Origin of the sequence: Leuconostoc gasicomitatum LMG 18811 (genome assembly GCF_000196855.1) — a bacterium.
Classification (GTDB): Bacteria; Bacillota; Bacilli; order Lactobacillales; family Lactobacillaceae; genus Leuconostoc; species Leuconostoc gasicomitatum.
The window spans coordinates 1,496,179-1,521,225 of record NC_014319.1 but is presented as its reverse complement, the minus strand read 5'-3'; the positions used below and the strand labels follow the sequence as shown (position 1 = coordinate 1,521,225).

Below are 25,047 nucleotides of genomic sequence, written 5' to 3'. Positions count from 1 at the left end.
GAAAGAAAACATGTTTTTGAACATGCTAGGGAGATGACTTATGCGCTCAGTATTTAATCAGCCTGAAGCTGTTGTATTGGCTTCAAAGCATTTGATAGATGGCACTGGTAATTTACGTTGGATATACCGAGAATTGGCGCCCACAACATCACAAGATTCAGGATGGCTGCTATTTGCTGATAACGACACGGCGCAATGGAACGAAAATTCTGAAAATTTCATGCCACTGGTAATTGAAACGGCCCTAGCTATTGAACCTAGTCTAATTAATGTGCTAGATTTACCATATGGTACTGATTTGATGCTTGATAAACGTGTGAATGTTAAGGGGTGGTGGGATCCGAAAACACATACACCTGTTTGGTTATCAGATGGTACAGTGACGCCAAATATTGAAATTGTCGCTGGCGATGTCATGGAAAATGATTCAAAGTAACAAAGTATTTGTAATTTGAATCATTTTCACATATAATTGTAAATGTTGTTGTAATGAAAAAAATAACAGATGATTTATTTAATGTTATTCGCTGTTTGTAAGTTCATTATTGTTACAATAGTTTTTAATAATGGTAATATAGCCAAGTGGTAAGGCAACGGTCTGCAAAACCGTCATCGCCGGTTCGACTCCGGTTATTACCTCTAAATAAAAAGATCATTACTTAGATAAGTAATGATCTTTTTGGTATGCACTGAGTCGAAGCAATGTATTTTTCGTGTAGTCACCGCGACCCACATGATCAGCAATTATTTGTATATTAGTCTGCCATAATTGATATTGTGCCTCATTTATCGCATGTAATTTTAGATTGAGATCAGTTAAATTATTAATGACAAAACCTAGTTTGTGATTGACAATAAATTGTCCGATAGCACTTTGAGACCAAGCAATTAATGGCAAGCCTGCGCGTAGGTATAAGCTAGCCTTGTGAGGTGTATTATAACGTGTGTAGGTTTGATAAGTTTTATCATCGAAATCACTATCCCAGATGAGACCATAACCATCAGTCAGGTGGTTAACAATTTCTTCGGGATCAAAATTACCTTGATAATTGATATGTGTTGAAAAATCAATGTTTTGCCATTTTTTTGGTTTTGAACCAAAGAGAGTTAAGTTTGGACCAGTGTAACTCTGTAACCAAGGAGATTTTTGAAAAGTGCCAGCAAAGTTTATATTACGGCTAAATAAAGCAGTTGGGCGTGGCTGACTGAGATAGTCAAATAACGGTTGCACAATAAAGGCGGCTTTTACACCATTGGCTTGTAACTGATTTTTCATGTCTTTGGAATGGACAATAATAAAATCATATTGGTTTAAAATCTGATATTCCCAAGCATCTTGCTTAACCAATCTCAAGGGTTCAATGTCATGAATTACAATAGCACGACAAACATTGAGGTGTTTTAACGTATGGACAAATTGACGTTCAAATTCAGCGCTCATATAAGTTGGAAATTGATGAAGAACAAGATCTTTTGGTTTAACATCTGTTAACCATTCGGAAATTTTTTGTAAGCGCGTCTCATTAGAGAAACGTGCATCGTTATAGCGCATTAAGGGTAATTTATGCCAACCTAAAGCGACCGCAATTGTCGCATAATCCGATTTTGCTTTTAAGGCGCCTGCTGGCATCCATGGTTCAATTGTATGTGTGATGTGATATGTCATATGATTATTTTACCAAAATCCGAACCATATTTAATAAAAAGTTTTAAAATACGAACGAAAAATTAAATAAAAATATAAAGTTCGCCTTTTTTGCTAAATTTTAATCATTTTATCATGGTTTCAAAGAGAAAATGACGCATAATGAGTATATAACTTTTTGAGAGGAGAGGTGTAAGTCGATTTTGGGTACTTACACACATTTTTAATTATGCAACGTTCAGCACAAATTGGTATTGGTATTATTGCAGTCGCAGTTGTTGGTGGTGGTATTTACGCTGCGACACGAGGTAGTGGTTCACAGTCAATGGGTAAGAACAACTACACAGTTGCCTTAGTGACTGATGGTGGTGGTGTAGATGACCGCTCTTTTAACCAATCAGCATGGTCTGGTTTAAAGGCGTATGGTAAAGATAACAATCTCAAACAAGGCACAAAAGGATTTAATTATTTTCAAAGTACTGATACATCAGATATTAAAACAAATTTACAAACAGCAGTCAAAGGTGGCTATAAATTAGTATACGGTGTTGGTTTTGCAGCGGCACCGGCAATGAATACGGTTGCCAAAGCTAACCCAAAGACAAATTTTGCGATCATAGACTCAGTGATTCCTGACAAGAATGTGGCTTCGTTAATGTTCAAGTCTGAACAGTCATCATATTTAGCTGGTGTTGCAGCGGCTAAACAAACAAAATCAAAAACAGTTGGTTTTATTGGTGGTATTCATGGCGATATCATCGATACCTTTGAAGCAGGATTTAAAGCTGGTGTTGCAGCAACAGACCCAAATATTAAAATCGTATCACAGTATGCTGATTCATTTACTGATGCTGCTAAAGGAAAAACAATCGCTGCATCAATGGTAGCTGGTGGTGCGGATGTTATTTTCCAAGCAGCTGGTGGCACAGGGTCAGGTGTTTTCTCTGAGGCAAAAGCTAATAATCAAAAGTTGACAGCTGATTCCGACCATAAGATTTGGGTGATTGGTGTTGATATGGATCAAAAGCAGGACGGGGCTTATACGGCTAAAAACAACGAAAAGTCAAACTTTACACTTGTTTCAGCGGTTAAACGTGTGGATCATGCAGTTGAATCACTTTCAAATGATGGCCGTAAGGGTAATTTCCCAGGTGGCAAAACAATCACATACGGTCTAAAAGAGAAGGGCGTGGCTTTGGCTAAGGATTCAGCTTCAGACAACGTATGGTCAGCAGTGCAATCGGCACAAAAGAAAATTATTGCAGGTGACATTAAAGTACCAGTACATCCATAAATAATAATTAAAGTAAGCTTAGTATAAAAGGCAATGAGATATTGGCACACTTCGCAGATTAACCAGTGCTAACGGTTAATCTGCGAAGTGTTTTTTATATTAGAAGGTGGTCACATTGTTATAATGGGTCATTAGTAAAATAATAAGTGTGTTAAAAAACCTAACATAAGATTACTTGTCATCACATATTTTTTGGTAAAATGGAGTTATTATGAAAAAAATAGTAAAAAGTTTAATTGTTGGTCTGCTAGCATTAATGACGTTTCTTGTTACGAGTAATAATATCAATGCGGCTCAAACGCCAAATTACATTATTACAACAGATGCGACGTATCCACCATTTGATTTTCAAGATAAAAATAATCAATATACAGGTATTGATCAAGAAATTTTGAAAACCATTGCTAAACGGCAAGGGTTTACTTATACGTTAAAGCCTATGAGCTTTAATGCTGCGACACAGTCAGTATCTTCTGGACAGGCTGATGGTGTCATTGCTGGAATGTCGATTACAGATGAACGTAAAGCGGTATTTGATTTTGGCACACCATATTATCGATCAGGTATTGGCTGGGCTGTCAAAAAAGAATCAAATATTAAGTCATTAAGTGATTTAAAAGGACAGACTGTTGCTTTGAAAACAGGTACCTCAGGGGCCGACTATGCGCTGTCAGTACAAAAAAAATATGGTTTCAAAGTCACTTATTTTAATGATTCTGATACATTGTACAATGATGTGATTAATGGGAACGCACAAGCAACTTTTGGTGATTTGCCCGTTATTCAATACGCTGTAAAAAATGGCACACAATTGAAGGTTATGAATTCAAAATCACCAATTCAAGCTGGGTGGTATGGTTTTGGTGTTCAAAAAGGTAAAAATACGCAGTTACTAGCGGATTTTAATCGCGGTTTTGCAGAGATAAAAAAAGATGGTACGTATGATAAAATTGTTGCAAAATATTTAGGTGCTAGTGCGACAACATTTACTGGCAGCAAACAAGACAATAGTTCTGTGCTTGGTATACTAAAAGCTAATGATGGTGCTTTCTTAAAAGGTTTGTGGCAGACTATGCTTCTGACTGTTTTAGCAATTATCTTGGCGTCTGTTTGGGGAATTTTACTTGGCATCATGGGTGTCAGTCAAAATTCAATTTTACGGAGTCTATCAACAACGATCATATATATTTTCCGTGGCTTACCTTTAATGGTATTAGCATTCTTTATCTATATTGGTTTACCTAGTGTGATTGGCATGAAAATTCCAGCGTTTACTGCTGGATTGTTAACATTGGTCTTAAACGAAGGTGCTTATACTGCTGCTTTTGTTCGAGGTGGATTTGCGGCGGTGGATCGTGGACAAATGGAGGCATCAAGATCTCTCGGATTGTCTTATGCTAAGTCTATGCGTAAGGTAGTTGTGCCACAAGGCTTAAAAATCATGATACCAAGTTTTATTAATCAGTTTATTATCACGTTGAAAGACACTTCTATTTTATCAGCGATTGGTATTTTAGAGTTAACACAAACGGGTTCTTTGATTGTTTCTCGTAACTCACAAGGATTTAGAGTGTGGGCAATTGTGGCTGTGATATACTTAATTGTGATTACTTTGCTGACATGGTTGAGTAATTGGGTAGAAAAGAGGACACGTGCATGATGAGCGAAACACAAAAAAAAGTAAAAGTACATGTTGAAAAAGTCAATAAGTCATATGGTGAAAACCATGTGCTACGTGATATTTCGTTAGACATCGCTGAAAATGAAGTGGTAGTTATGATTGGTCCTTCAGGATCTGGAAAATCAACGTTTCTACGTATGTTAAATCAATTAGAAACACCAGATAATGGCACAATTGTAGTTGATGGTTTTGATATTTCTGAAAAAGCCACTGATATCAATAAAGTGCGTGAAAATATAGGTATGGTATTTCAGAATTTTAATTTGTTTAATAATTATACTGTGCTGGAAAACATTATGTTAGCACCTGTGGAACTTGGCAAATTGGATAAAGTTGCTGCAGAGAAAAAAGCACGTGAACTCCTTAAAACAGTGGATTTGGTTGATAAAGCTGATGTATCAGTGAGTTCACTATCTGGTGGTCAAAAGCAACGCATTGCCATTGCTCGTGCTTTGGCAATGGAACCAGATGTGATGCTCTTTGACGAACCTACTTCAGCATTGGATCCCGAAATGGTGGGTGATGTGTTGGAGGTGATGAAGAATTTGGCTGAGTCTGGTATGACAATGATTATCGTTACACATGAAATGGGATTTGCTAAGCAAGTAGCAGACCGCGTTGTGTTCTTCGAAGCAGGTAAAATTCAAGAATCTGGCGTGCCTGAACAAATCTTTAATGCACCAAAAAATGAACGATTACAAGAGTTCTTAAGTAAAGTCATGCATGCATAAATGAAATGGTGTTAAGATAGATAAAAAAGCCGACCATATGGTCGACTTTTTTGTGAGATATGGGAGGATATCATAAAATGTTTAAAAAATGTTTACTAGGGTTGGCAACACTTGTTTCATCGTTTGCATTTGTATCAACAGTTAATGCAGCTGAGCCGCATTATACAATTACGACTGATGCAACTTATGCGCCGTTTACTTTTCAAGACAAAAATAGTAACTATGTTGGCATAGAGCAAGATACTATGAAAGTTATTGCCAAGAGAGAAAACTTTACGTATACTATGCGGCCCATGAGCTATAATTCTGCGGCCCAACTTGTTTCTAACGGGCAAGCTGATGGTATTATCGCGGGTATGTCAATCACGCCCGAACGTAAAGAAGTTTATGATTTTTCAACACCTTATTACAAAACTGGCGTTGCATGGATTGTTGGAAAAAACAGTAAAATTAAATCATTAAGTGATTTAAAGGGTCAAACAGTTGCTTTGAAAACTGGGACAGCCGCTTCAGAGTATGGCAAGTCTCTGCAGACAGAGTATGGTTTTAAAGTGAAATACTTTAATGATACAGATACCATGTACAACGATGTTGTCGTTGGCAACTCGGCGGCAACATTTGAGGATATGCCAGTGATTCAGTATGCTATCAAAAATGGCATGGCTTTAAAGGTGATGAATGCTAATAAGCCAGGCAACGCCGGTTCATATGGATTTGCCGTTGAAAAAGGCAAAAATAAAATATTATTGGCTTCATTTAACCGTGGTTTTGCTGCTATCAAAAAAGATGGCACATATGATAAAATTGTAGCGAAATACCTCGGTGCTAGCCAAGCAACTTTCTCTGGTAACAAGAAAGATAATAGCTCTATATGGGGCATTATGACATCAAATCGGGCTGCTTTATTAAAAGGCTTATGGCAAACCCTTGAACTCACGGTCATAGCCATCATTTTAGCCTCAGTTTGGGGTGTGTTATTAGGAATTTTAGGTGTCAGTGAATACAGATGGGTTCGTACTATCTCTACAACCATTATTTATATTTTCCGTGGGTTACCGTTAATGGTGTTGGCATTCTTTATTTATATTGGTTTGCCAGGTGTGACCGGTGTTAAAATTCCAGCATTTACAGCAGGAATTATTACTTTAATTTTAAACGAGGGTGCCTATACTGGTGCTTTTGTACGTGGTGGATTTGAAGCAGTTAATCGGGGTCAAATGGAGGCTGCGCGTTCACTTGGTTTACCATACGGTAGTGCTATGCGTCGCGTTATCATGCCACAAGGACTACGTATTATGGTACCAAGTTTTATCAATCAATTTATTATCACGTTAAAAGATACGTCAATTTTATCAGCCATTGGTTTACTAGAGTTGACTCAAACTGGCACATTGATCGTTGCTCGCAATTCTCAAGGATTCAGAGTGTGGGCAATTATTGCTGTGATCTATTTAATCGTCATCACACTATTAACTTGGTTAAGTAATTGGGTAGAAAAGAAATTGAAGTAATTGTGAACAAAGCGTCACCGATTCGTATGATGAATTGGAGGCGCTTTTTATGATCATAGCACTTAATGATAATCAAAAATATGTCAAGGCAGCTGATGCGATTAAAAATCAACAATTTGTATGCCCTGGTTGCAAAGAAAGGGTTGTACTCAAAAGTGGTGACATCAAACAAAAACATTTCGCTCATTATGCAAAAGCTACTTGTGCAACATTTTCAGAAAATGAAACAACACAGCATTTAGCAGGGAAATTACAATTGGCGATATACTTACAACATTTCGGTGATATTAAAATTGAAGCAGTGATACCAAAAATTCACCAACGACCTGATCTTTTAATGCAACGTGGGCATCAACAAATAGCAATTGAATATCAATGCAGTCCAATTTCGCAACATAAACTTGATCAGCGTAATGCAGGGTATAAAAGTCAAAATATTCATGTTATTTGGATTTTAGGCAACGACTACTATGTTAAAAATATGATTCAAACAACAATTTTAAAATTTTTAGTGCAGGGGAATTTAACGTTTTATTTACCAAACATTAAAAAGTTTATTCATCGTACAAATTTCAAAAAATACGATTTTGAACGTGTCAGTTACACAGAAAAATATAGTCATCATTTATTTGAAACAGTTACAAGCGATGGTAGGTCACATGTTAATATTAAAAAGCAAATTTATAAGTTACAAAGCTTGCTGATTCAAAAACGTATAGATGAAAAAATAGTGTGTTATCTTTATCAACGTCAACGATTACTGCTTAATGCACCACTTTGGATTCATCAAGGTTGGCATTTTGGTCTATCTATTCCTAATTGGCATTGGCGCATGCTATCTTTATTACTTATTGAGTACATAGGCTTAGGAAACGTTGTGCGTCAAGATGTTTTTTTAGCTAAATTAAATAATTATGTTTTAGGTGATAGAGACTTTAAAAAGCAGCAATCAATGAGTCTTTTAAAGGAACTTGTACAACAAAAATATATTGTCCAAAAAGAGCAATACATACTAGTGATACAAGTTCCCGTATGGTATGAATCGATACAAGAAAAACTAGGTAAAGTGAGAAATTAGTGATAAAATAAGATATTATATCATGTAGAGGAGAAGTATCAGTTATCGTTTGCAAAGGTGAGGATTATTTAAAAACGATAACTGAACGTTAATATTATGGCACAACTATTACGCAATGAAGTACCTGAAGATCTTACGTGGGATCTGTCTACAATTTTTGATTCTGATAATGATTGGGAACTCGCTTTTGCTGCTGTTAAACAGGAAGCGGAAATGTTGAGTCGTTTTGTTGGACATGTTGGCGATTCAGCTGCATTGTTACAGTCTGCTTTAGAGGCAGATTTGAAAATAGAACGGGAATTGGAAAAAGTGTATGTATATGCACATCAAATTTATGATCAAGACACAACAAATCAGTCGTATGCGGCTTTCAATTCACGCGTACAAGCACTTTGGGCTGAAGTAAGTCAAGCAACAGCCTATTTTCAACCAGAAGTTTTAAACATACCAGATGATAAATTGACAGCTTACTTAATGACTGATGGTTTACAACAGTATGCACATTTATTTGAAACATTGCGTGCTTTAAAGCCACACACGTTAGATGCGGAACAAGAAAAATTATTAGCTGGTGTAGGTGATATTTTTAATGCATCAGAGAACACATTTGGTGCGCTTGATAATTCAGATATAACTTTTGGGGATGTACATACGGAATCTGGTGAGACTGTAGCCTTGACCAATGGGCTATTTAGTTTGTTACTGGAATCAAAGTCACGAGATTTACGCCGTGAAGCATTTGAAACATTATATGACAGTTACATCGGTTTGCAAAACACATTTGCTTCAACTTTATCATCTCACATTAAAGGACATAACTTTTTAGCTAAAGTGCGACATTATAATTCAGCGCGCGAAGCAGCTATCTTGCCACACAACGTCCCAACGACTGTTTTTGATACGCTAAGTCAGACGGTAACGGCTAATTTACCATTGTTACATCGCTTTGTATCATTGCGTAAAAGAATTTTAGGCGTAACAGATGTGCATAGTTATGATTTGTATGTGCCATTGGTGGATGAAGTTGATTTTGATGTTACATATGAAAAGGCACAAGAAATTGTGTTAGCTGCGTTAGCACCATTAGGTCAAGATTATCTTGAAATTGTCAAAAAAGCATTTGACGAACGCTGGATTGATGTTGTTGAAAACAAAGGGAAACGTTCAGGAGCATATTCGAGTGGTACTTATGATACAAATCCTTTTATTTTGTTAAACTGGCAAAATAATTTGAACAATGTTTATACATTGGCTCATGAAATGGGTCATTCTGTTCATTCTTATTTAACACGACATAATCAGGACTATCATTATGGTGACTATCCAATTTTCTTAGCAGAAATTGCTTCGACAACTAATGAAAGTTTACTAACAAATTATTTACTAAAAACAAATAGTGATCCTAAATTCCAAGCGTATGTTTTGAATCAATATCTTGATGGTTTTAAAGGGACTGTCTTTCGTCAGACGCAGTTTGCGGAATTTGAAAATTGGATTCATGAGCAAAGTGCAGCGGGTGTCGCTTTGACTGCTGACCAAATGAGCACATATTATAGTGAACTTAACCAAAAATATTATGGACCAGATTTGTTTCCAGATGAAGAAATTGCATATGAATGGACACGAATACCACATTTTTATTATAATTACTATGTTTACCAATACGCAACAGGTGAAGCGGCAGCAACCACATTAGCAGAACGTATCATTAAAAATGATGGCGCAGAAGATTATAAGGCATACTTAAAAGCTGGTTCATCGGACTATCCGTTGAATGTGATTTTGAAAGCTGGCGTGGATATGAGTCAAGCAGATTATTTAAAGCAGGCATTCGATGTGTTTGAGACACGATTGAATCAATTGGAATCATTATTAATCAAGTAAGTAATACGGTTATTATTGTTTTATAATAAGTAATAAATAGTGTATACTACTGAGTCAAAAGATCTGATGAATAGGATGGCGTGATCATGAATAATGAGCAAGTAGAAATAAAAATGACAACGGCGCCACAACAGTTAGTTAAAGTGGCACTTGAGGCACTTAATCAAACGTATACACCTTATTCACATTTTCCGGTGGGTGCAGCGTTATTAACAGACAATGATACAATATTTAAAGGTGTTAATATTGAAAATGTATCGTTTGGCTTAACAAATTGTGCAGAAAGAACGGCTATTTTTAGTGCGATTGCTGCAGGATACAAACGATTTAAAGGATTGGTTATTGCTGGGCGTACTGATGAACCAATTGCACCTTGTGGCGCTTGCCGGCAAGTAATGGTAGAATTTTTTGAACCTGATATGCCAATTTGGTTAATTAATGATGCGGGTAAAGAAATTAAGACCACTATTGCGGCATTAATGCCGGGATCTTTCAATGCTTTAAAATAGTTGGCAACATGTGAGAAATTATTTAGAATATTAAGGGAGATAGCAATGAAAAAAGTATTAGTATTTGATGAAATTGCAGAGACAGCTATTACTTACCTAAAAGCAAATGGTATTGAAGTTATTTCAAATAAACAAAACGATGATAATGACTTGATTGCACACTCAGATGCTGATGGTATGATCTTGATGATGCATCCTGTGTCAGAAAAAATAATGTCTCAAATGCCAAATTTGAAGGTGATTGCACGTTATGGTGTTGGCTATGATAATGTAAACTTAGATGATGCCAATGCACATAATATTATTGTGACAAACACGCCGGGAGCAAACGCAACGGCTGTAGCTGAAACTGCTATTATGCATATGCTAATGGCTGGACGTTCATTTTATCAACAACGCCTGAGTATTACTGAAGATGTTAACAACATACAGATAGGCCAAGAAGTCACGAATAAAACTGTTGGAATAATTGGATTTGGTGCAATAGGTCAAAAAATTGATCAATTGTTGACAGGTTTTAACGTTAAAGTATTGGCATATGCTCGGCATAATAAAGTGGTTAAAAATGGCCGTATGGCGTCACTTGAAGAAATTTATACGCAGTCTGATTTTGTAGTATTGGCACTACCCGCAACATCTGAAACCAACAATATGATTGATATGGCCGTTTTCAAGAAAATGAAATCAAATGCGGTATTAGTCAATATTGGTAGAGGAACAGTTATTGATGAACTAGCGCTGATTAATGCGCTGAAGTCTGGAGAAATTGCTGGTGCTGGTTTAGATGTTGTAGCTGTTGAACCAATTAGTGAGGATAATGAACTACTGTCCTTGCCTAATGTTTTTGTTACACCACATGTTGCAGCAAAGTCACGTGAGGCTTTTGATACAGTTGGATTAACTGCAGCAGAAGAAGTTGTGCGTGTACTAAATGGTCAAGCACCACGTTATCAAGTGAATTAAAAAAGATAAAAAAGCGGCAGGCTGAGATTAATATGATCTCAACCTGCCGCTTTATCTTAGGAAATGCTTTTATTTTGGTACATATAATGTCACTGGTAACATACTAAACTCGGTAGATACTTGGTTATCAATTTCATGAAATAAGGTATCAATTAGACGTTGAGCTGCTTGTTGGATTGGTTGAATAATTGTAGGTAAGTCTGGGTGGAGTAATTGCACAATTGGCGAACCATCGTAACCAACGACAATAACATCTTCTGGCACACGAATGTTTGCATCTCTTAGCGCATTTTGCAATTGAATAGCCATAATATCATTATAGGCGAATATACCATCAATATCTTCAGCAACGACATAATTGACAATCATTTCAATATCATCTTTTGTTGAAATAATGTTGGAACTACGATTTTGAGTTGTTAAATGACTATGTTCACTTACGGCATCTGAAAAGCCTTGATAGCGTTTGGTTGTTGGTGAGTTAGAGTGATCGTCATCAGACAACATGAGTAATTTTTTAGCACCTTTTGATACAAGGTACTCACCAAGTAGATAGCCACCACGGTAATTATCTTCAGATACGATTGGAATATTGTCTGATAAATAACGATCATATGACACAATTGGTAAGAAAGTATCCTTATAGGTTGCAATGTCTAGATTATGTGAGGATGTGATAATGCCTTCAACTTGGTTTGCAGCTAACATTTGGAGATATTGTTGCTCTTTTTCAATATTATTAGCACTAGTGGCAATAATAACTTTGTAGCCTTTTTCAAACAGCAGTTGCTCGATTTCATTAGTTAAAGCTGTAAAAAAGGGGTTTTGAATATTTGGAAAAATTAATCCGATAAATTGTGATGACTTTCCTTGAAGTGAACGTGCCATCGCATTCGGTTGATAGCGCAATTCGCGCATTGCAGCATGAACTTTATCAATTGTTTTTTTGCTAAGAGAACCATAATTATTAATAACACGAGATACTGTTGTAACAGAAACGCCAGCTAGTTCAGCGACGTCATTTAATTTTGCAACCATTTTATAGGCCTCCAAGGGCAAAGAGAGTATTCTCTTCATTTTCATTTTTGAGTTTATATAGCCTATTATACACTGTTTTTCAACGTATTTTTTAGTATATTTTAAATCGGTTAACGCTTGACAAATAAAAATGTAAGGTTTATTATTGTCCATGTAAGTTACAGTAATCACAAATAGAAAAAGGAGAATTATCATGGAAGCATTGGTACTAACAGGCATCAAATCATTAGAGTTACAAGATCTACAACAACCAGAAGTAAAACCAAACGAGGTTAAAATCCATACAGCGTTTGCAGGTATCTGTGGCACAGATCATGCTTTGTATGCTGGTTTGCCTGGTTCAGCACCTGCTGTACCCCCTATTGTTTTGGGACACGAAAATTCAGGTGTTGTTGCTGAAATCGGATCAGCAGTTACAAATGTTAAAGTTGGTGATCGCGTCACAGTAGACCCTAACATTTATTGTGGACAATGCAAATTCTGCCGTACAGGACGTCCAGAATTGTGTGAAAACTTATCAGCTGTTGGTGTGACACGTGATGGTGGTTTTGAAGAATACTTTACAGCACCAGCCTCAGTTGTTTATCCAATTCCTGATAATGTATCATTAAAGTCAGCAGCTGTTGTTGAACCTATCTCATGTGCTGTTCACGGTATTCAATTGCTCAAAGTAACACCTTACCAAAAAGCTTTGGTTATTGGTGACGGTTTCATGGGCGAATTATTTGTTCAACTTTTGCAAGCATACGGTATTCACCAAGTTGATTTGGCTGGTATTGTTGATGAAAAGCTTGCGATGAACAAAGAAAAGTTCGGGGCTAAAAACATATATAACACAATGAAGGGTGACAAGATTCCTGACGCAGAATATGATGTTGTCATTGAAGCTGTTGGTATGCCACAAACACAGGAAGCCGCTATTGAAGCAGCCGCTCGTGGTGGACAAGTTTTGATGTTTGGTGTTGGTGGACCTGATGCTAAATTTGAAATGAATACTTATGAAATTTTCCAAAAGCAATTGACAATTCAAGGATCATTTATCAATCCAAATGCGTTTGAAGATTCATTAGCTTTGCTATCATCTGGAAAATTGGATGTAGAATCTCTTATGTCTCATGAATTAGATTACAAGACTGTTGATGACTTCGTGAATGGTAAGCTTGGCGTTGTTTCAAAAGCTGTTGTGAAGGTTGGCGGAGAAGAGGCATAAAAATATGACCGCTAAAAACGTAACAATTAAAGCGACCAGTAATTCAGGTCGTACGCTTACGATTGGCGCTTCCTTATCATATTTTGTCTTCTCTTTGATAATCAACGCGGCTGGTAATGTTCTAACGGTTGTTACCAGTCAAAAAATTCATCCAACTTTCTTAGGGTCAGCGTATTGGACTGCTGCACAGGCAGGGTTCAATAAAGCAGCCTTTGGTGGGAATAGTGCCAGTTTGGGTTGGATATTCTTTGTTGTAGGTGTATTGACAGCTATTTTAAATGTTTTTTTACAGGGCCACTTTAATTGGCGCAAATTTGTTGGAAATGTTGCTTTCATGGTACCTTTTTCACTATTGATTAGTTTTTTTGCTAATATGTTTTCAGAAGTACTACCAGATGCACATGGTATTTCTATGACGATAGGTTACACTGCTTTGAATTTTATTGGTGTCATTATGATTGCATTGGCAATATCAATTTATCAACGTGTCAATTTGATATTGCATCCAGCAGATGATTTGATGCAGATTCTACGATTTAAATATTTCAAGGGCTCTGCAGCAAAAGCTATGTGGGCATCTTATATTCCGCCAACAATCATTGGTATTATTGCTATTTTTATGCTACCTGATTTTTCAAATTATGGGTTAGGAACAATATTTGCCTTCCTATTTCAGGGTGGTATAACAGGTTGGGGAGACAAATTTGTATTTCCTAGGCTAAAGCATCAAGGTATTTGATTACAGAGCGGAGACTAACATTACTTAGCCGCCATGAACTTAAATTATAGGAGGAGTGTCACATGTCATTTTCAGATTATTATTCAGGCGTACAACATATTGGTATCCCAACAAAAAACTTAGAAATTGCTGAGAGTTTTTGGACAAAATTAGGTTTTAAAAAGACTGGTGATTTTCCGGTAGGTAATGTCATCTTTATGCAACGTGACAATCTAGTGATTGAAACATGGCAACAAGATGAAGTTGCTGATAAGCCAGGCGCTATTAACCACATTTCTATGGATACAACAAACGCTGATAAAGCATTTGTTGCAGCAAAAGCAGAAGGCTTTAAGTTGATTGATTCTGAAGTACAACACTTAGCTTTTTGGGAAAAAGGGATTAAATTCTTTAATATAGAAGGCCCAGATGCTGTTATTGTTGAATTTTGTGAGATTGTTAAGTAATAGATTGTGAAAAGAACCTCTTTTAGATAACACATTGCGTTGTGGTGTGTTATCTAAGGAGTTTTTTTAATTACTATGATTTTGTTTTAACAGCTTATAGTCAAGATGATCAACTGTAATTAAAGGGTTAGCATAAAGTTCATAAAAAATGCTGTTTAGCGCTTGACATACAGTGTTCAAATCGATTAAACTAGATATGTAAGCGCTTTATATATGTTTAAAAATGAGCATTAGGCATGTTCATTCAAAATAAAGCGATATAAGTTCACATCGTCATTTAATTAGCGGTGTTTTAACTTTAGTCCAATAAGTGGCGACGATAGTTAAATGCCATGTGAATTTGGAAAAGTGCAGAGGAAAAGAGAAAAATCATGGGATTATTAGGAGCAATTGAAGCAGGTGGCACAAAATTTGTTGTTGCTGTTGCGGATGAGAATTATAACGTTGTTGAACGTACTGCGTTTCCAACGCTAGATGGTGAGAAAACATTAGATCAAGTGATTGCGTTTTTTGATAAATTTGAAAACATTGATGCCATTGGGATTGCAGCATTTGGACCTATTGATATTGTTAAAGGATCACAAACATATGGTTATGTGTTAGACACACCAAAACGTGGCTGGTCAGGTTATGATTTTCTTGGTCGTATGAAAGCATGGCGTGATATTCCTTTCTTTTGGACGACTGATGTTAATGGTGCTGGTTGGGCCGAATTTGAAACAGGTGCAGCAAAAGATGTCCAAAATATGGTTTACTTGACTGTTGGTACAGGTATTGGTGCTGGTATTGTTTCAAATGGGCATCTTCTAAGTGGTTATGGCCATCCAGAAGCTGGACATATTTTCTTACAAAAACATCCGGAAGATAAGTATGCAGGACATTGCCCATTCCATGGTGATAACTGTCTGGAAGGATTGGCTGCTGGACCAGCAATTGAAGAACGTTGGGGAATCAGTGCTAAAGAAATTCCTGACGAAGATATTGCTTGGAAAATTGAAGCATATTATATTGCGCAAGCAGCGTTGGACTATACAATGATTTTACGTCCTGAGAAAATTATTTTGGGTGGCGGTGTACCACATCGAGATATTTTGTTCCCATTGATTCGTGAAAGTTTCTCTGAACAGATGAGTGATTATCTTGAAGTGCCTGATTTAGATGATTATATTGTCCCAGTAGCAAATGGGGACAACGCTGGTATCTTAGGTTGCTTCTATTTAGCTAAAACATTAGTTTAATTTGCTTACTTTTTGTTAATGACAGTATTCTATGTTATTATTAACACATAATAATTTCGAGGATAAAAAATGACAAAATTAGCAGAACATACAGAAGATTTACTCTGTCAGAATTTCACTAGTACTTTTCAAATTCTCGGGCGTAAGTGGAATGGTTTAATTATTGAGACATTGTTAATTAGCGGTCCCAAACGTTTTCTCGAGATTTCACGCGCTATTCCAGTTTGTTCTGACCGCGTATTAGTTGAGCGATTAAAAGAATTAGAATCGGAACACTTGATAAATCGGGTAACTTATGAAGATTCTAGTTTAATTGAGTACAAACTAACACCGGCTGGTGAAGCAATGAGACCAATGATGGCAGCTGTACACGAATGGTCTGATAAATATAATAATGTGAAGCAAACAAAAAATAACGACACGGATAGTATTGCATGATATACTAATGGTGTACAGTTTGCTATGTTGCAACTGGACATAACGCAATGATAACTCGTTATCAATAGAAATAATTAATTTTTTAATTAAATGCACGATGAATGACCTAGTAGTTGTATTCTTAACACAAGCGAGTGATATATTTTCGGTGAAAGTATCATAGTTGAGAATCTAACGAATTTCAGTCAGGAGTGTTTGACTTAATCGTCAACGTTTGGCCATGTTACAGTCATTAAAGCTGGTGCAAATCAGAAATTTGGGTGGTACCACGGTAGTTAACGTCCCATGTTGTCTTTTAGACAGCATGGGACGTTTTTATTAGCTGGATATTAATGTTTATTTGTTCAAAAGCAAATAGAATTAAATCTAGAATTGAAAGGACATATTTATGAGTTTGATTGAAGATCTAACAGCACTAAAAACAGAAGCTGTTGAACGCATTAATGCCACAGGAGCAGACATTGAATCATTGCGAGTCAATTTGTTAGGCAAAAAGGGTCAACTAACTGCTTTATTAAAGGGTATGAAAGACGTGTTACCGGCAGAACGTAAAATAGTTGGTGAAATTGGTAATGATGTCCGTCAAACAATTACGGCTATGTTAGCTCAAAAGAAAGCGACCGAAGAAGCCGCGCAATTAGCCGCGCAATTAACCTCAGAAACAGTAGATGTCACTTTGCCTGGCAGTGTCCATAAAGTTGGTCAACCACATGTGTTACAACAAATTATTGATGAAATTGAGCAACATTTTTTAGGCTTGGGTTTTGAAATTATTGACGATACGGTTGATTCACCAGAAGTTGAAACAGATGAGTATAATTTTGAACGAGAAAACTTGCCAAAAGATCATCCAGCGCGTGATATGCAAGATACATTTTATATTACACCTGAAATATTGCTTCGCACGCAAACGTCGCCTGTGCAGTCACGTTCTCTAGAAAAACATGATTTTTCAAAGGGACCTTTAAAAATGATTGCACCAGGAAAAGTCTACCGTCGAGACACAGACGATGCGACACATTCACATCAGTTTCATCAGGTGGAGGGGATGGTTGTTGGCGAGAATATTACGATGGCTGATCTAAAGGGTACTTTATTATCTATCATGCAGGCGTTATTTGGCGAAAAACATCAAATTCGTATGCGGCCCTCTTATTTTCCGTTTACAGAACCTTCTGTTGAGGTGGATGTATCATGGAATGAAGTCACACCCGATACGAAGCCAGAAGATATTGAATGGATTGAAGTACTAGGAGCTGGCATGACGCATCCGAATGTGTTACGAATGGACGGCATTGATCCAGAAAAATACTCAGCGTTTGCGTTTGGGTTAGGACCAGATCGTTTTGCCATGCTGAAATATGGTGTTGATGATATTCGTCAATTCTACTTAAATGATGTCCGGTTTTTGTCACAATTCAATCGAAAGGGTAATTAAGTATGAAAACGAGTTTGAAATGGTTAAATGAATATTTAAATAATAGCATTGATTTGAATGCAGATGCGGTTGCAGATTTAGCAGAACGTGTTGAACGAACAAGTGTTGAAATTTCTGAGACAACGACTTTAGCTAGACAACAAGACGGACTGGTCGTTGCAAGAGTTGTGTCCGTTTTACCACATCCAGATTCAGATCATATGGTCATAACACAAGTAGATATCGGAGAATCAACATTAACTAAGGTCGTTACTGGGGCGCCAAATGTTGCTGAAGGGCAACTAGTAGTGTTAGCAAAAGTTGGGGCACACATTATTAATCATGAAACAGGTGAATTAAACGTATTAAAGCCTGTCAAGCTGCGTGGTGAAGATTCTAATGGTATGTTGGTGGCTTTGCAGGAAATAGGATTTGACAGTAAGATTGCCCCAAAAGATTTTGAAACCGGTATATATGTATTTAATAATAGTGAGCATCTTAATCCTGGTGATGATGCGCTAAGCATTTTAGGTATGACAGAGCCTGTTTTGGACACTGATTTAACGCCAAATCGTGCTGATATGTTGTCAATGATTGGAACAGCTTATGAGTTTGGAGCCATGCTTAAACAGTCAGTGACGATACCAGATTTTGATTTGGTAGAATATGAAACGCCAGCAAGCGATCAAGTATCTGTTATGATTCGCGATGATAGCTTAGCATCTAAATATGCCGTACGTGTTGTTAATCACGTCAAAATTGGTGATTCGCCACTTTGGTTGCAAAAAAGATTATGGAATGCTGGTATGCGCCCAATCAATAATATAGTTGATATTACTAACTATATGATGCTGATGTATGGACAACCGTTACATGCGTTTGATTTAGATAAACTAAATGGTCAAAAATTGTATATTCGTCGCGCCGAAAAAAACGAAGAATTAGTGACGTTAGATGGTCAAAAACGTGATTTGCGTTCTGGTGAAGACATTGTCATTGCAACGGATGAAGAGGCTTTGATGTTAGCTGGTGTTATGGGCGGGTTAAATTCAGAAGTTGATGAAAATACAGAAAATATTGTGTTAGAGGGGGCTATTTTTAATCCGAGTTTGGTACGTGCCACAGCACGTAGACATAATTTGCATTCGGAAGCATCGGCACGTTTTGAACGTGGCGTGAATTGGGATGCCACATTTACTGCGTTAGACCATGCGGCCAGTTTAGTGGATGATCTTGCTGGCGGGCAGGTTGCTCGTGGACGTGTGACTGCTGTTGATACTAAGCGTGATAACATTGTGCTATCCTTAACCGCTAAACGTGTTAATCAAATATTAGGGACGCAGTTAACGCTAGAGAATATTGCGCTATTTTTCAAACAATTAGCATTTGATTATACAAATGATGGTGCCAGTCTTCATGTAACGTTACCAGCACGACGAGCAGATATGAGTATAGAAGCAGATCTGATTGAAGAAATTGCACGACTGTATGGATATGATAATTTGCCGGTGACACTGCCTTATGGTCCTACAACACCTGGGAAACTGACACTGCAACAACGACAAATAAGAGCAAGTCGCCACATTATGGAAAGTTTAGGTTTAAATCAAGCCATCTCTTATGCTTTGACAACACCTTTGAAAGCGCAACAATTTGCTGAAGATCGTACAGCAAAAGTTGTGTCTTTAGATTACCCGATGAGTTCTGATCGAACAACTGCACGCCAAAATTTATTAGCAGGTTTGCTAGAAGATGTTGCTTACAATATTAATCATTCTGTGCATGATATTGCACTTTATGAGCAAGGACGTGTATTTATTGCTAAGGATAATAGTGATGAATTACCGATTGAAATTGAACATATTGCCGGTGTTTTGACTGGTAATTATGAAACATCATCTTGGCAGCATTTAAAAAAGGCACGTGCTGTTGATTTCTATGATATTAAAGGTATTGTGTCAGCTTATTTGGATCAAATCGGTGTTGAAAATGTTCGCTATGTTGCAACAGATCGACATAGCAACATGCATCCTGGTCAAACAGCGGATATTTATGCGGCAGATGTATATCTTGGCTTTGTTGGTCAAATTCATCCGCTGCTCACTAAATCACAAAAAATGGCGGCAGTCTTCGGCTTTGAGTTGAACTTATTTGCTGTGATGGCTGCGGCTAAAAGTGACGTGCAATATAACAAAATTTCACGTTTTCCTCAAATGAGTCGTGATGCAGCTTTGTTGGTGGACGAATCAGTTCAACATGCAGTGATTGAGACAGTTATTCGTGGTGCTGCGGGCAGTAAACTAGTTGATATCACGTTGTTTGATGTTTATACAGGCGACAATTTACCGCATGGTAAACGATCATTGGCATATAGTTTAACTTATCAAGATAATGATGAGACATTAGTTGAAGCAGAGGTTAACTCAGACTTTGAGCGCGTAACAGATGCCTTAGTAAAGCAACTTAATGTGGAAGTACGTTGAGTTGTTTTCTAATTTAATTTGAGTTTAGTCTAATTTCACGGTATAATTGAATTTGGACTATAACTTTTACAAGGAAAATTCATGGCTAAAATAATTGTACACGGTGGCAAACGCCTCCATGGTGAGGTCACAATCGGTGGCGCAAAAAATTCAACAGTTGCACTCATTCCAGCTGCTATTTTGGCTGACACACCTGTCAAATTTGATACGGTACCGCAAATTCTCGATGTCAAAAATTTACAATTGATTTTGAATGCGATGAATGTTCATTCCGTTTTTGCGAATGGTAATTTGGATATTGATCCGACGCAAATTCGAGAAAGTGAGTTACCAAGTGGTGCGATTAAGTCGCTTCGCGCGTCATATTATTTTATGGGTGCTTTGCTTGGACGTTTTAATCGGGCGACAGTTACATTTCCTGGTGGAGATAATTTAGGTAGACGGCCAATAGATCAACATATCAAAGGATTTGAGGCACTTGGAGCAACGGTTACTGAAAGTAATGATATTATTCACATTGATGCGACTGCTCATGGCTTGATTGGTGCTCGAATTGCGTTAGATACTGTATCAGTTGGTGCCACAATTAATATTATTTTAGCTGCAGTACGCGCTAAAGGCCAAACTGTGATTGAAAATGCGGCACGCGAACCGGAAATTATTGATATTGCAACTTTTTTAAATAATATGGGTGCTAACGTTCGTGGTGCTGGAACAGATACAATTCGTATTGCAGGTGTTCCCAGTTTAAAGGCAAAGAACACACATACAGTTATTCCAGATCGAATTGAGGCTGGTACTTATATGAGTATGGCTGCAGCTTTTGGTGATGGTGTAACAATTAAAAATGTAATTCCAGAACATTTGGAATCTTATACGTCAAAGTTAATAGAAATGGGTGTTAACCTGGATATTGGCGAAGACATGATTCATGTTTATAAATCAGATGATTTAAAACCAGTGGCTATTAAGACAATGCCCTATCCTGGTTTTGCAACGGATTTACAACAACCAATAACACCACTATTACTGATGGCGAATGGTGAAAGTACAATTCAAGATACAATTTATCCAAAGCGTGTCAAGCATATTGCCGAGCTGCGACGTATGGGTGGAGATGTTGATTCTGAAAAACCGGGTGAAATTAAAATTAATTACTCGCCACGTCTCGTTGGAACAGATGTTCAAGCAGCTGAGATTCGAGCAGGTGCTGCATTGATCATTGCAGCTATCATGGCTGAGGGTGAAACAGTCATTAATGATGCCGACCATATTTTACGTGGCTATGATCGTATTCAAGATAAGCTAACACACTTAGGTGCTGAAATTTCAATTGAAGGTATTGATTTAATTAATCTCATGCCTTAATGTCAAGATAAATAACGTTAATAATGATGATAATTAGTACAGCAGTTTGTTGCAATTTAATTATTAACATGCTAAAATATACTAGTTATAGACTGACTCTGGTACAGAAGTATCAGGGCGCTAAGGAGAAATTACCATGCAAGCAGAAATCCATCCCAAGTACCAACCAGTTGTTTTTCTTGATGCAACAACAGGTAAGAAGTTTTTATCAGCTTCTACTGTGACATCAAATGATACAACTGATTTTGAAGGTACAGAATACCCAGTTATCCGTATGGATATCACATCAGATTCACATCCATTTTACACAGGTAAGCAGAAGTTTACACAAGCGGATGGTGCAGTCGACAAGTTCAACAAGAAGTTTGCTGGATTTGGCTTCAAGAACAACGAAGAAAAGTAAGTCAGTGTTCTTAATAAAAGCGTTCACTAAAGTGAACGCTTTTATTTTTTGAATTATAATTTAAGAAGGGAAAATATTTGGTGATAATTAAGTTAACGGCTATGTGAAGTACATGGTGTTATCGTAAAAAAATTAATCACGATATATTGATATTATGGCTCGAACAAGTCTCCCAGTGACATTGCATGAAAAAATAACAGTAATAATTGATGACATACGTATTGATGGTATGGGCATTGTCTATATAACACCGACATATCCACTATATATTGCTGATGCCATTCCAGGTGAAAAAGTATTGTTAGAAGTGATTCAAGTAGACAAATTTTCTGGTTATGCTAAGATTATTGAAATTATTGTGGCATCAAATAAACGTCAAAACAGTCATCGTCAGTATTTAATTGCTGCTGGTACTGCACCACTTGTCAATTTGAAATATGATGCACAACTTGAGTTGAAACAATCTCAAATTAAAAAACTATTCCAAGAGAAAAATATAGCAGTGGCAGTTGAACCCACGATTGGCATGGAGAACCCGACTTATTACCGTAATAAGACGATTGTGCCAGTTAAGTGGCAGGAAGGCCATTTGACAAGTGGATTTTACCGCCGTGGCAGCCATGAATTAGTGCCTATGACAGATTATTTTGTGAATGATCAAGCCATTGACCAAGCCATTATCAAAGTGCGTCAGGTTTTGGAAAATTATAACATTACTGCATTTGATCCTGATTTTGAAAAAGGAACTATCAGGTATATTATGATTAGGCGTGGCTACTATTCTCATGAATTAATGGTCGTGCTCGTATCAAACGAGAGTGCGCTTAATTTCGAAAAAGAAATTGTTAAGGATATTGTGGCACAGTTACCGGAAATTAAAAGTTTGTTATTTAATTTTAGTCCAAAGAAAGATTTTGTTCTATTAAGCCCAAATAACAGAACACTTTGGGGAGAGGATGCTATTCATGATATCTTACTAGGTTACGATTTTATTATTGGACCGAATTCGTTTTATCAAGTTAACCCACAGACAACGGAAGTGCTTTATGATTTAGCTGCAAAAAAAGCTGCTCTTAAACCAACGGACCTTGTCATTGATGCCTATTCAGGAATTGGTACGATTGGCATAACAATTGCTAATCAAGTTCGTCAGGTAATTGGCGTTGAAGTAATTCCTGGCGCAGTAGCAGATGCTCAGATTAATGTGCGTGCAAACAACATCAATAATGCTGACTATATTCTTGCTGATGCACCAAAACAATTTGCAAAATGGCAGTCGGAACGTTTGCGACCAAACGTTGTGTTTGTCGATCCACCACGGCGAGGATTAACTCGTGAGTTAATTCAAGCAACAACCGAAATGGGACCGGATAAATTTGTCTATATTAGTTGTAATCCGGTAACGTTAGTGCGTGATGCTGTTGAGATTATTCGAAATGGGTACCACATTGATGGTCCTATTGTCCCAGTTGATCAATTTCCGCAAACATCTCATATTGAGAGCATTACAATATTCAAGAAAAATTCTTGAAGTCATGACTATAAAGTAAAAATATTATTTGTTAGCAGGTAGACGACTAACGATCAATGAGTTATGTATCGTTAATTCGGTCCACAAGATGCTTTTATTTTGGAGAACAAATGAACTATCAAATTACAGAAGTTGGTAACATATTAAATGCACCAACGCAGGGAAATGGGTTAATAACAGGTGTAGCATTTAACTCGCAACAGGTAACGACAGGCGACTTGTTTGTTGCGTTGGTTATGGATAATGACGGGCATAATTATATTCAAAATGCATTAGACAATGGTGCTGCTGCAGTATTAGTTGACAATAAACATGTCATAAATACGAAAATACCAGCAATCATAGTTGACGACACACTAATCGCATTACAACAGTTGGGAAAATATCAGCGTAATCAAATTAACCCGACAATCATTGCCATTACTGGTTCTAATGGTAAAACCACAACAAAAGATATGCTGTTTTCAATTATGGCGACCACATACCGAACATTTAAGACACCAGAAAATTTCAATAATGAAATTGGTGTGCCAATGACACTACTCATGATGCCAGAAAATACCGAGGTGTTAGTGGTTGAGTTAGGAATGGATAGACCAGGGCAGTTAACTGTTTTGTCTCGCTTAGTTAGACCAGATGTTGCTATGATTACCATGATTGGCGAAGCACATATTGAATTTTTTAAAACACGTGCCAATATTGCACGTGCAAAGTTAGAAATTGTTAGTGGTTTGAAAAGTGATGGCGTGTTATTTATCCCGTTTGATGAGCCGTTATTGACCGAGGCAATCGTACAACGTCAAGTCATCCTATTTGGACAGGGCGTAAACAACATAGAAGCGTTTTCAGATCATACAATGTTTGTTTATCAAAATACTCAGTTTGCAATTCCTTTAATTGGTGGGTATAATATTATGAATGCGCTCGCAGCAATTTCAGCGGGTATCTTATTACATATTGACTTAAAAAAAGTCGCAAAAGCGCTCCAAACATTTGATTTGACTAAAAATCGCACAGAAAGGCTTGTCACAGCTCGCGGTGTCGTTTTGATTAGTGATGTGTACAATTCAAATCCAACGGCAGTGGCAGCAGTTTTGGCGACATTGAAAGCAATACCAGCGCCACACAAATATGTGGTGCTGGGTGATATGTTAGAATTAGGTGATCAAGCAAATAAATTGCATGCTAATTTAGGACAAAAGGTATTGGATTCGGGTGTTGACGGTGTTTATTTGGTTGGTCCATTATTGAACAAAAACATGGCGCCAATTATACAAGCACATATTGATTCAGTAGATTTTCATCAATATGCAACAGATCAGTTAGACCAATTACGTTTAGATTTACAAACTCTAGGCGAAAAAGGTGATGTGATTTTGTTAAAGGCAAGTCATGGCATACACTTAGAAACCGTTGTTAACGCATTAATGAAATGAGTTT

General features: G+C 37.0%; 22 protein-coding genes and 1 tRNA gene. 21 read left to right on the top strand and 2 right to left on the bottom strand.

Features of this window, described 5'->3' with window-relative positions:
- Positions 1–40 precede the first annotated feature (40 nt).
- Both LEGAS_RS07280 and LEGAS_RS07275 read left to right on the top strand, forming a co-directional pair.
- Positions 41–436 carry an immunity protein Imm33 domain-containing protein gene (locus tag LEGAS_RS07280; protein WP_010382826.1) on the top strand — a complete coding sequence of 132 codons (396 nt, stop codon included), beginning with the start codon at positions 41–43 and terminating at the stop codon, positions 434–436.
- Positions 437–568: 132 nt separating this feature from the next.
- A tRNA-Cys gene (locus tag LEGAS_RS07275) sits at positions 569–639 on the top strand.
- 16 nt (positions 640–655) lie between these two features.
- Here the strand turns inward: LEGAS_RS07275 and LEGAS_RS07270 are convergent.
- Positions 656–1,666: a sugar transferase gene (locus tag LEGAS_RS07270; RefSeq protein ID WP_010382825.1), complete on the bottom strand. Its 1,011-nt coding sequence runs from the start codon at positions 1,664–1,666 to the stop codon at positions 656–658.
- Positions 1,667–1,874: 208 nt separating this feature from the next.
- Here LEGAS_RS07270 and LEGAS_RS07265 point away from each other — a divergent pair, with 208 nt between their 5' ends.
- From LEGAS_RS07265 to LEGAS_RS07230, 8 genes are all read left to right on the top strand, one after another.
- Positions 1,875–2,939 (top strand): BMP family lipoprotein, encoded by a 1,065-nt coding sequence (locus LEGAS_RS07265; protein ID WP_010382824.1) that lies wholly within the window; start codon positions 1,875–1,877, stop codon positions 2,937–2,939.
- Between the two features lie 256 nt (positions 2,940–3,195).
- Positions 3,196–4,599, top strand: a complete 1,404-nt coding sequence (locus LEGAS_RS07260) for an ABC transporter substrate-binding protein/permease (RefSeq protein ID WP_372452426.1) — start codon at positions 3,196–3,198, stop codon at positions 4,597–4,599.
- Entirely contained in the window at positions 4,599–5,351 is a 753-nt protein-coding gene (locus LEGAS_RS07255; protein ID WP_041771847.1) for an amino acid ABC transporter ATP-binding protein, read from the top strand. Before LEGAS_RS07260 ends, LEGAS_RS07255 begins: the two co-directional genes overlap by 1 nt.
- Positions 5,352–5,428: 77 nt before the next feature.
- Positions 5,429–6,862 carry an ABC transporter substrate-binding protein/permease gene (locus LEGAS_RS07250; RefSeq protein ID WP_013231842.1) on the top strand — a complete coding sequence of 478 codons (1,434 nt, stop codon included), beginning with the start codon at positions 5,429–5,431 and terminating at the stop codon, positions 6,860–6,862.
- A gap of 49 nt (positions 6,863–6,911) precedes the next feature.
- Complete coding sequence (locus tag LEGAS_RS07245) at positions 6,912–7,940, top strand: competence protein CoiA (RefSeq protein WP_013231841.1); 1,029 nt, start codon at positions 6,912–6,914, stop codon at positions 7,938–7,940.
- Positions 7,941–8,036: 96 nt separating this feature from the next.
- On the top strand, positions 8,037–9,824 hold the full coding sequence (pepF, locus tag LEGAS_RS07240; RefSeq protein WP_010383008.1) for an oligoendopeptidase F: 1,788 nt from the start codon (positions 8,037–8,039) through the stop codon (positions 9,822–9,824).
- 113 nt (positions 9,825–9,937) lie between these two features.
- Positions 9,938–10,333: a cytidine deaminase gene (locus LEGAS_RS07235; protein ID WP_013231840.1), complete on the top strand. Its 396-nt coding sequence runs from the start codon at positions 9,938–9,940 to the stop codon at positions 10,331–10,333.
- A gap of 45 nt (positions 10,334–10,378) precedes the next feature.
- Complete coding sequence (locus LEGAS_RS07230; RefSeq protein ID WP_010383004.1) at positions 10,379–11,296, top strand: phosphoglycerate dehydrogenase; 918 nt, start codon at positions 10,379–10,381, stop codon at positions 11,294–11,296.
- A 69-nt stretch (positions 11,297–11,365) separates the two neighbouring features.
- On the opposite strand, the gene LEGAS_RS07225 is transcribed toward LEGAS_RS07230, so the two are convergent.
- A complete protein-coding gene (locus LEGAS_RS07225; protein WP_010383002.1) occupies positions 11,366–12,334 on the bottom strand; it encodes a LacI family DNA-binding transcriptional regulator in 969 nt (322 codons plus the stop codon).
- 193 nt (positions 12,335–12,527) lie between these two features.
- Between LEGAS_RS07225 and LEGAS_RS07220 the strand changes: the two genes are divergently transcribed.
- The 11 genes from LEGAS_RS07220 (at position 12,528) to LEGAS_RS07170 (ending at position 25,043) form a co-directional block, all read left to right on the top strand.
- Positions 12,528–13,544, top strand: a complete 1,017-nt coding sequence (locus LEGAS_RS07220; protein WP_010015354.1) for a zinc-dependent alcohol dehydrogenase family protein — start codon at positions 12,528–12,530, stop codon at positions 13,542–13,544.
- 4 nt (positions 13,545–13,548) lie between these two features.
- Positions 13,549–14,283, top strand: a complete 735-nt coding sequence (locus LEGAS_RS07215; protein ID WP_013231839.1) for a DUF6198 family protein — start codon at positions 13,549–13,551, stop codon at positions 14,281–14,283.
- Positions 14,284–14,345: 62 nt separating this feature from the next.
- Positions 14,346–14,729: a VOC family protein gene (locus LEGAS_RS07210; protein WP_013231838.1), complete on the top strand. Its 384-nt coding sequence runs from the start codon at positions 14,346–14,348 to the stop codon at positions 14,727–14,729.
- 371 nt (positions 14,730–15,100) lie between these two features.
- Positions 15,101–15,967 (top strand): ROK family protein, encoded by an 867-nt coding sequence (locus LEGAS_RS07205; RefSeq protein ID WP_013231837.1) that lies wholly within the window; start codon positions 15,101–15,103, stop codon positions 15,965–15,967.
- Between the two features lie 69 nt (positions 15,968–16,036).
- Positions 16,037–16,405 carry a winged helix-turn-helix transcriptional regulator gene (locus tag LEGAS_RS07200; protein WP_013231836.1) on the top strand — a complete coding sequence of 123 codons (369 nt, stop codon included), beginning with the start codon at positions 16,037–16,039 and terminating at the stop codon, positions 16,403–16,405.
- Positions 16,406–16,793: 388 nt separating this feature from the next.
- Positions 16,794–17,843, top strand: a complete 1,050-nt coding sequence (pheS, locus tag LEGAS_RS07195; protein ID WP_010389330.1) for a phenylalanine--tRNA ligase subunit alpha — start codon at positions 16,794–16,796, stop codon at positions 17,841–17,843.
- Positions 17,844–17,845: 2 nt separating this feature from the next.
- Positions 17,846–20,305 (top strand): phenylalanine--tRNA ligase subunit beta, encoded by a 2,460-nt coding sequence (pheT, locus tag LEGAS_RS07190; RefSeq protein ID WP_013231835.1) that lies wholly within the window; start codon positions 17,846–17,848, stop codon positions 20,303–20,305.
- An 81-nt stretch (positions 20,306–20,386) separates the two neighbouring features.
- Entirely contained in the window at positions 20,387–21,673 is a 1,287-nt protein-coding gene (locus LEGAS_RS07185; RefSeq protein ID WP_010383576.1) for a UDP-N-acetylglucosamine 1-carboxyvinyltransferase, read from the top strand.
- A gap of 136 nt (positions 21,674–21,809) precedes the next feature.
- Entirely contained in the window at positions 21,810–22,076 is a 267-nt protein-coding gene (locus LEGAS_RS07180; protein WP_010383574.1) for a type B 50S ribosomal protein L31, read from the top strand.
- Positions 22,077–22,230: 154 nt separating this feature from the next.
- Complete coding sequence (rlmD, locus tag LEGAS_RS07175; protein WP_013231834.1) at positions 22,231–23,607, top strand: 23S rRNA (uracil(1939)-C(5))-methyltransferase RlmD; 1,377 nt, start codon at positions 22,231–22,233, stop codon at positions 23,605–23,607.
- Between the two features lie 110 nt (positions 23,608–23,717).
- Positions 23,718–25,043 (top strand): UDP-N-acetylmuramoyl-tripeptide--D-alanyl-D-alanine ligase, encoded by a 1,326-nt coding sequence (locus tag LEGAS_RS07170; protein WP_010386481.1) that lies wholly within the window; start codon positions 23,718–23,720, stop codon positions 25,041–25,043.
- Positions 25,044–25,047 lie beyond the last annotated feature (4 nt).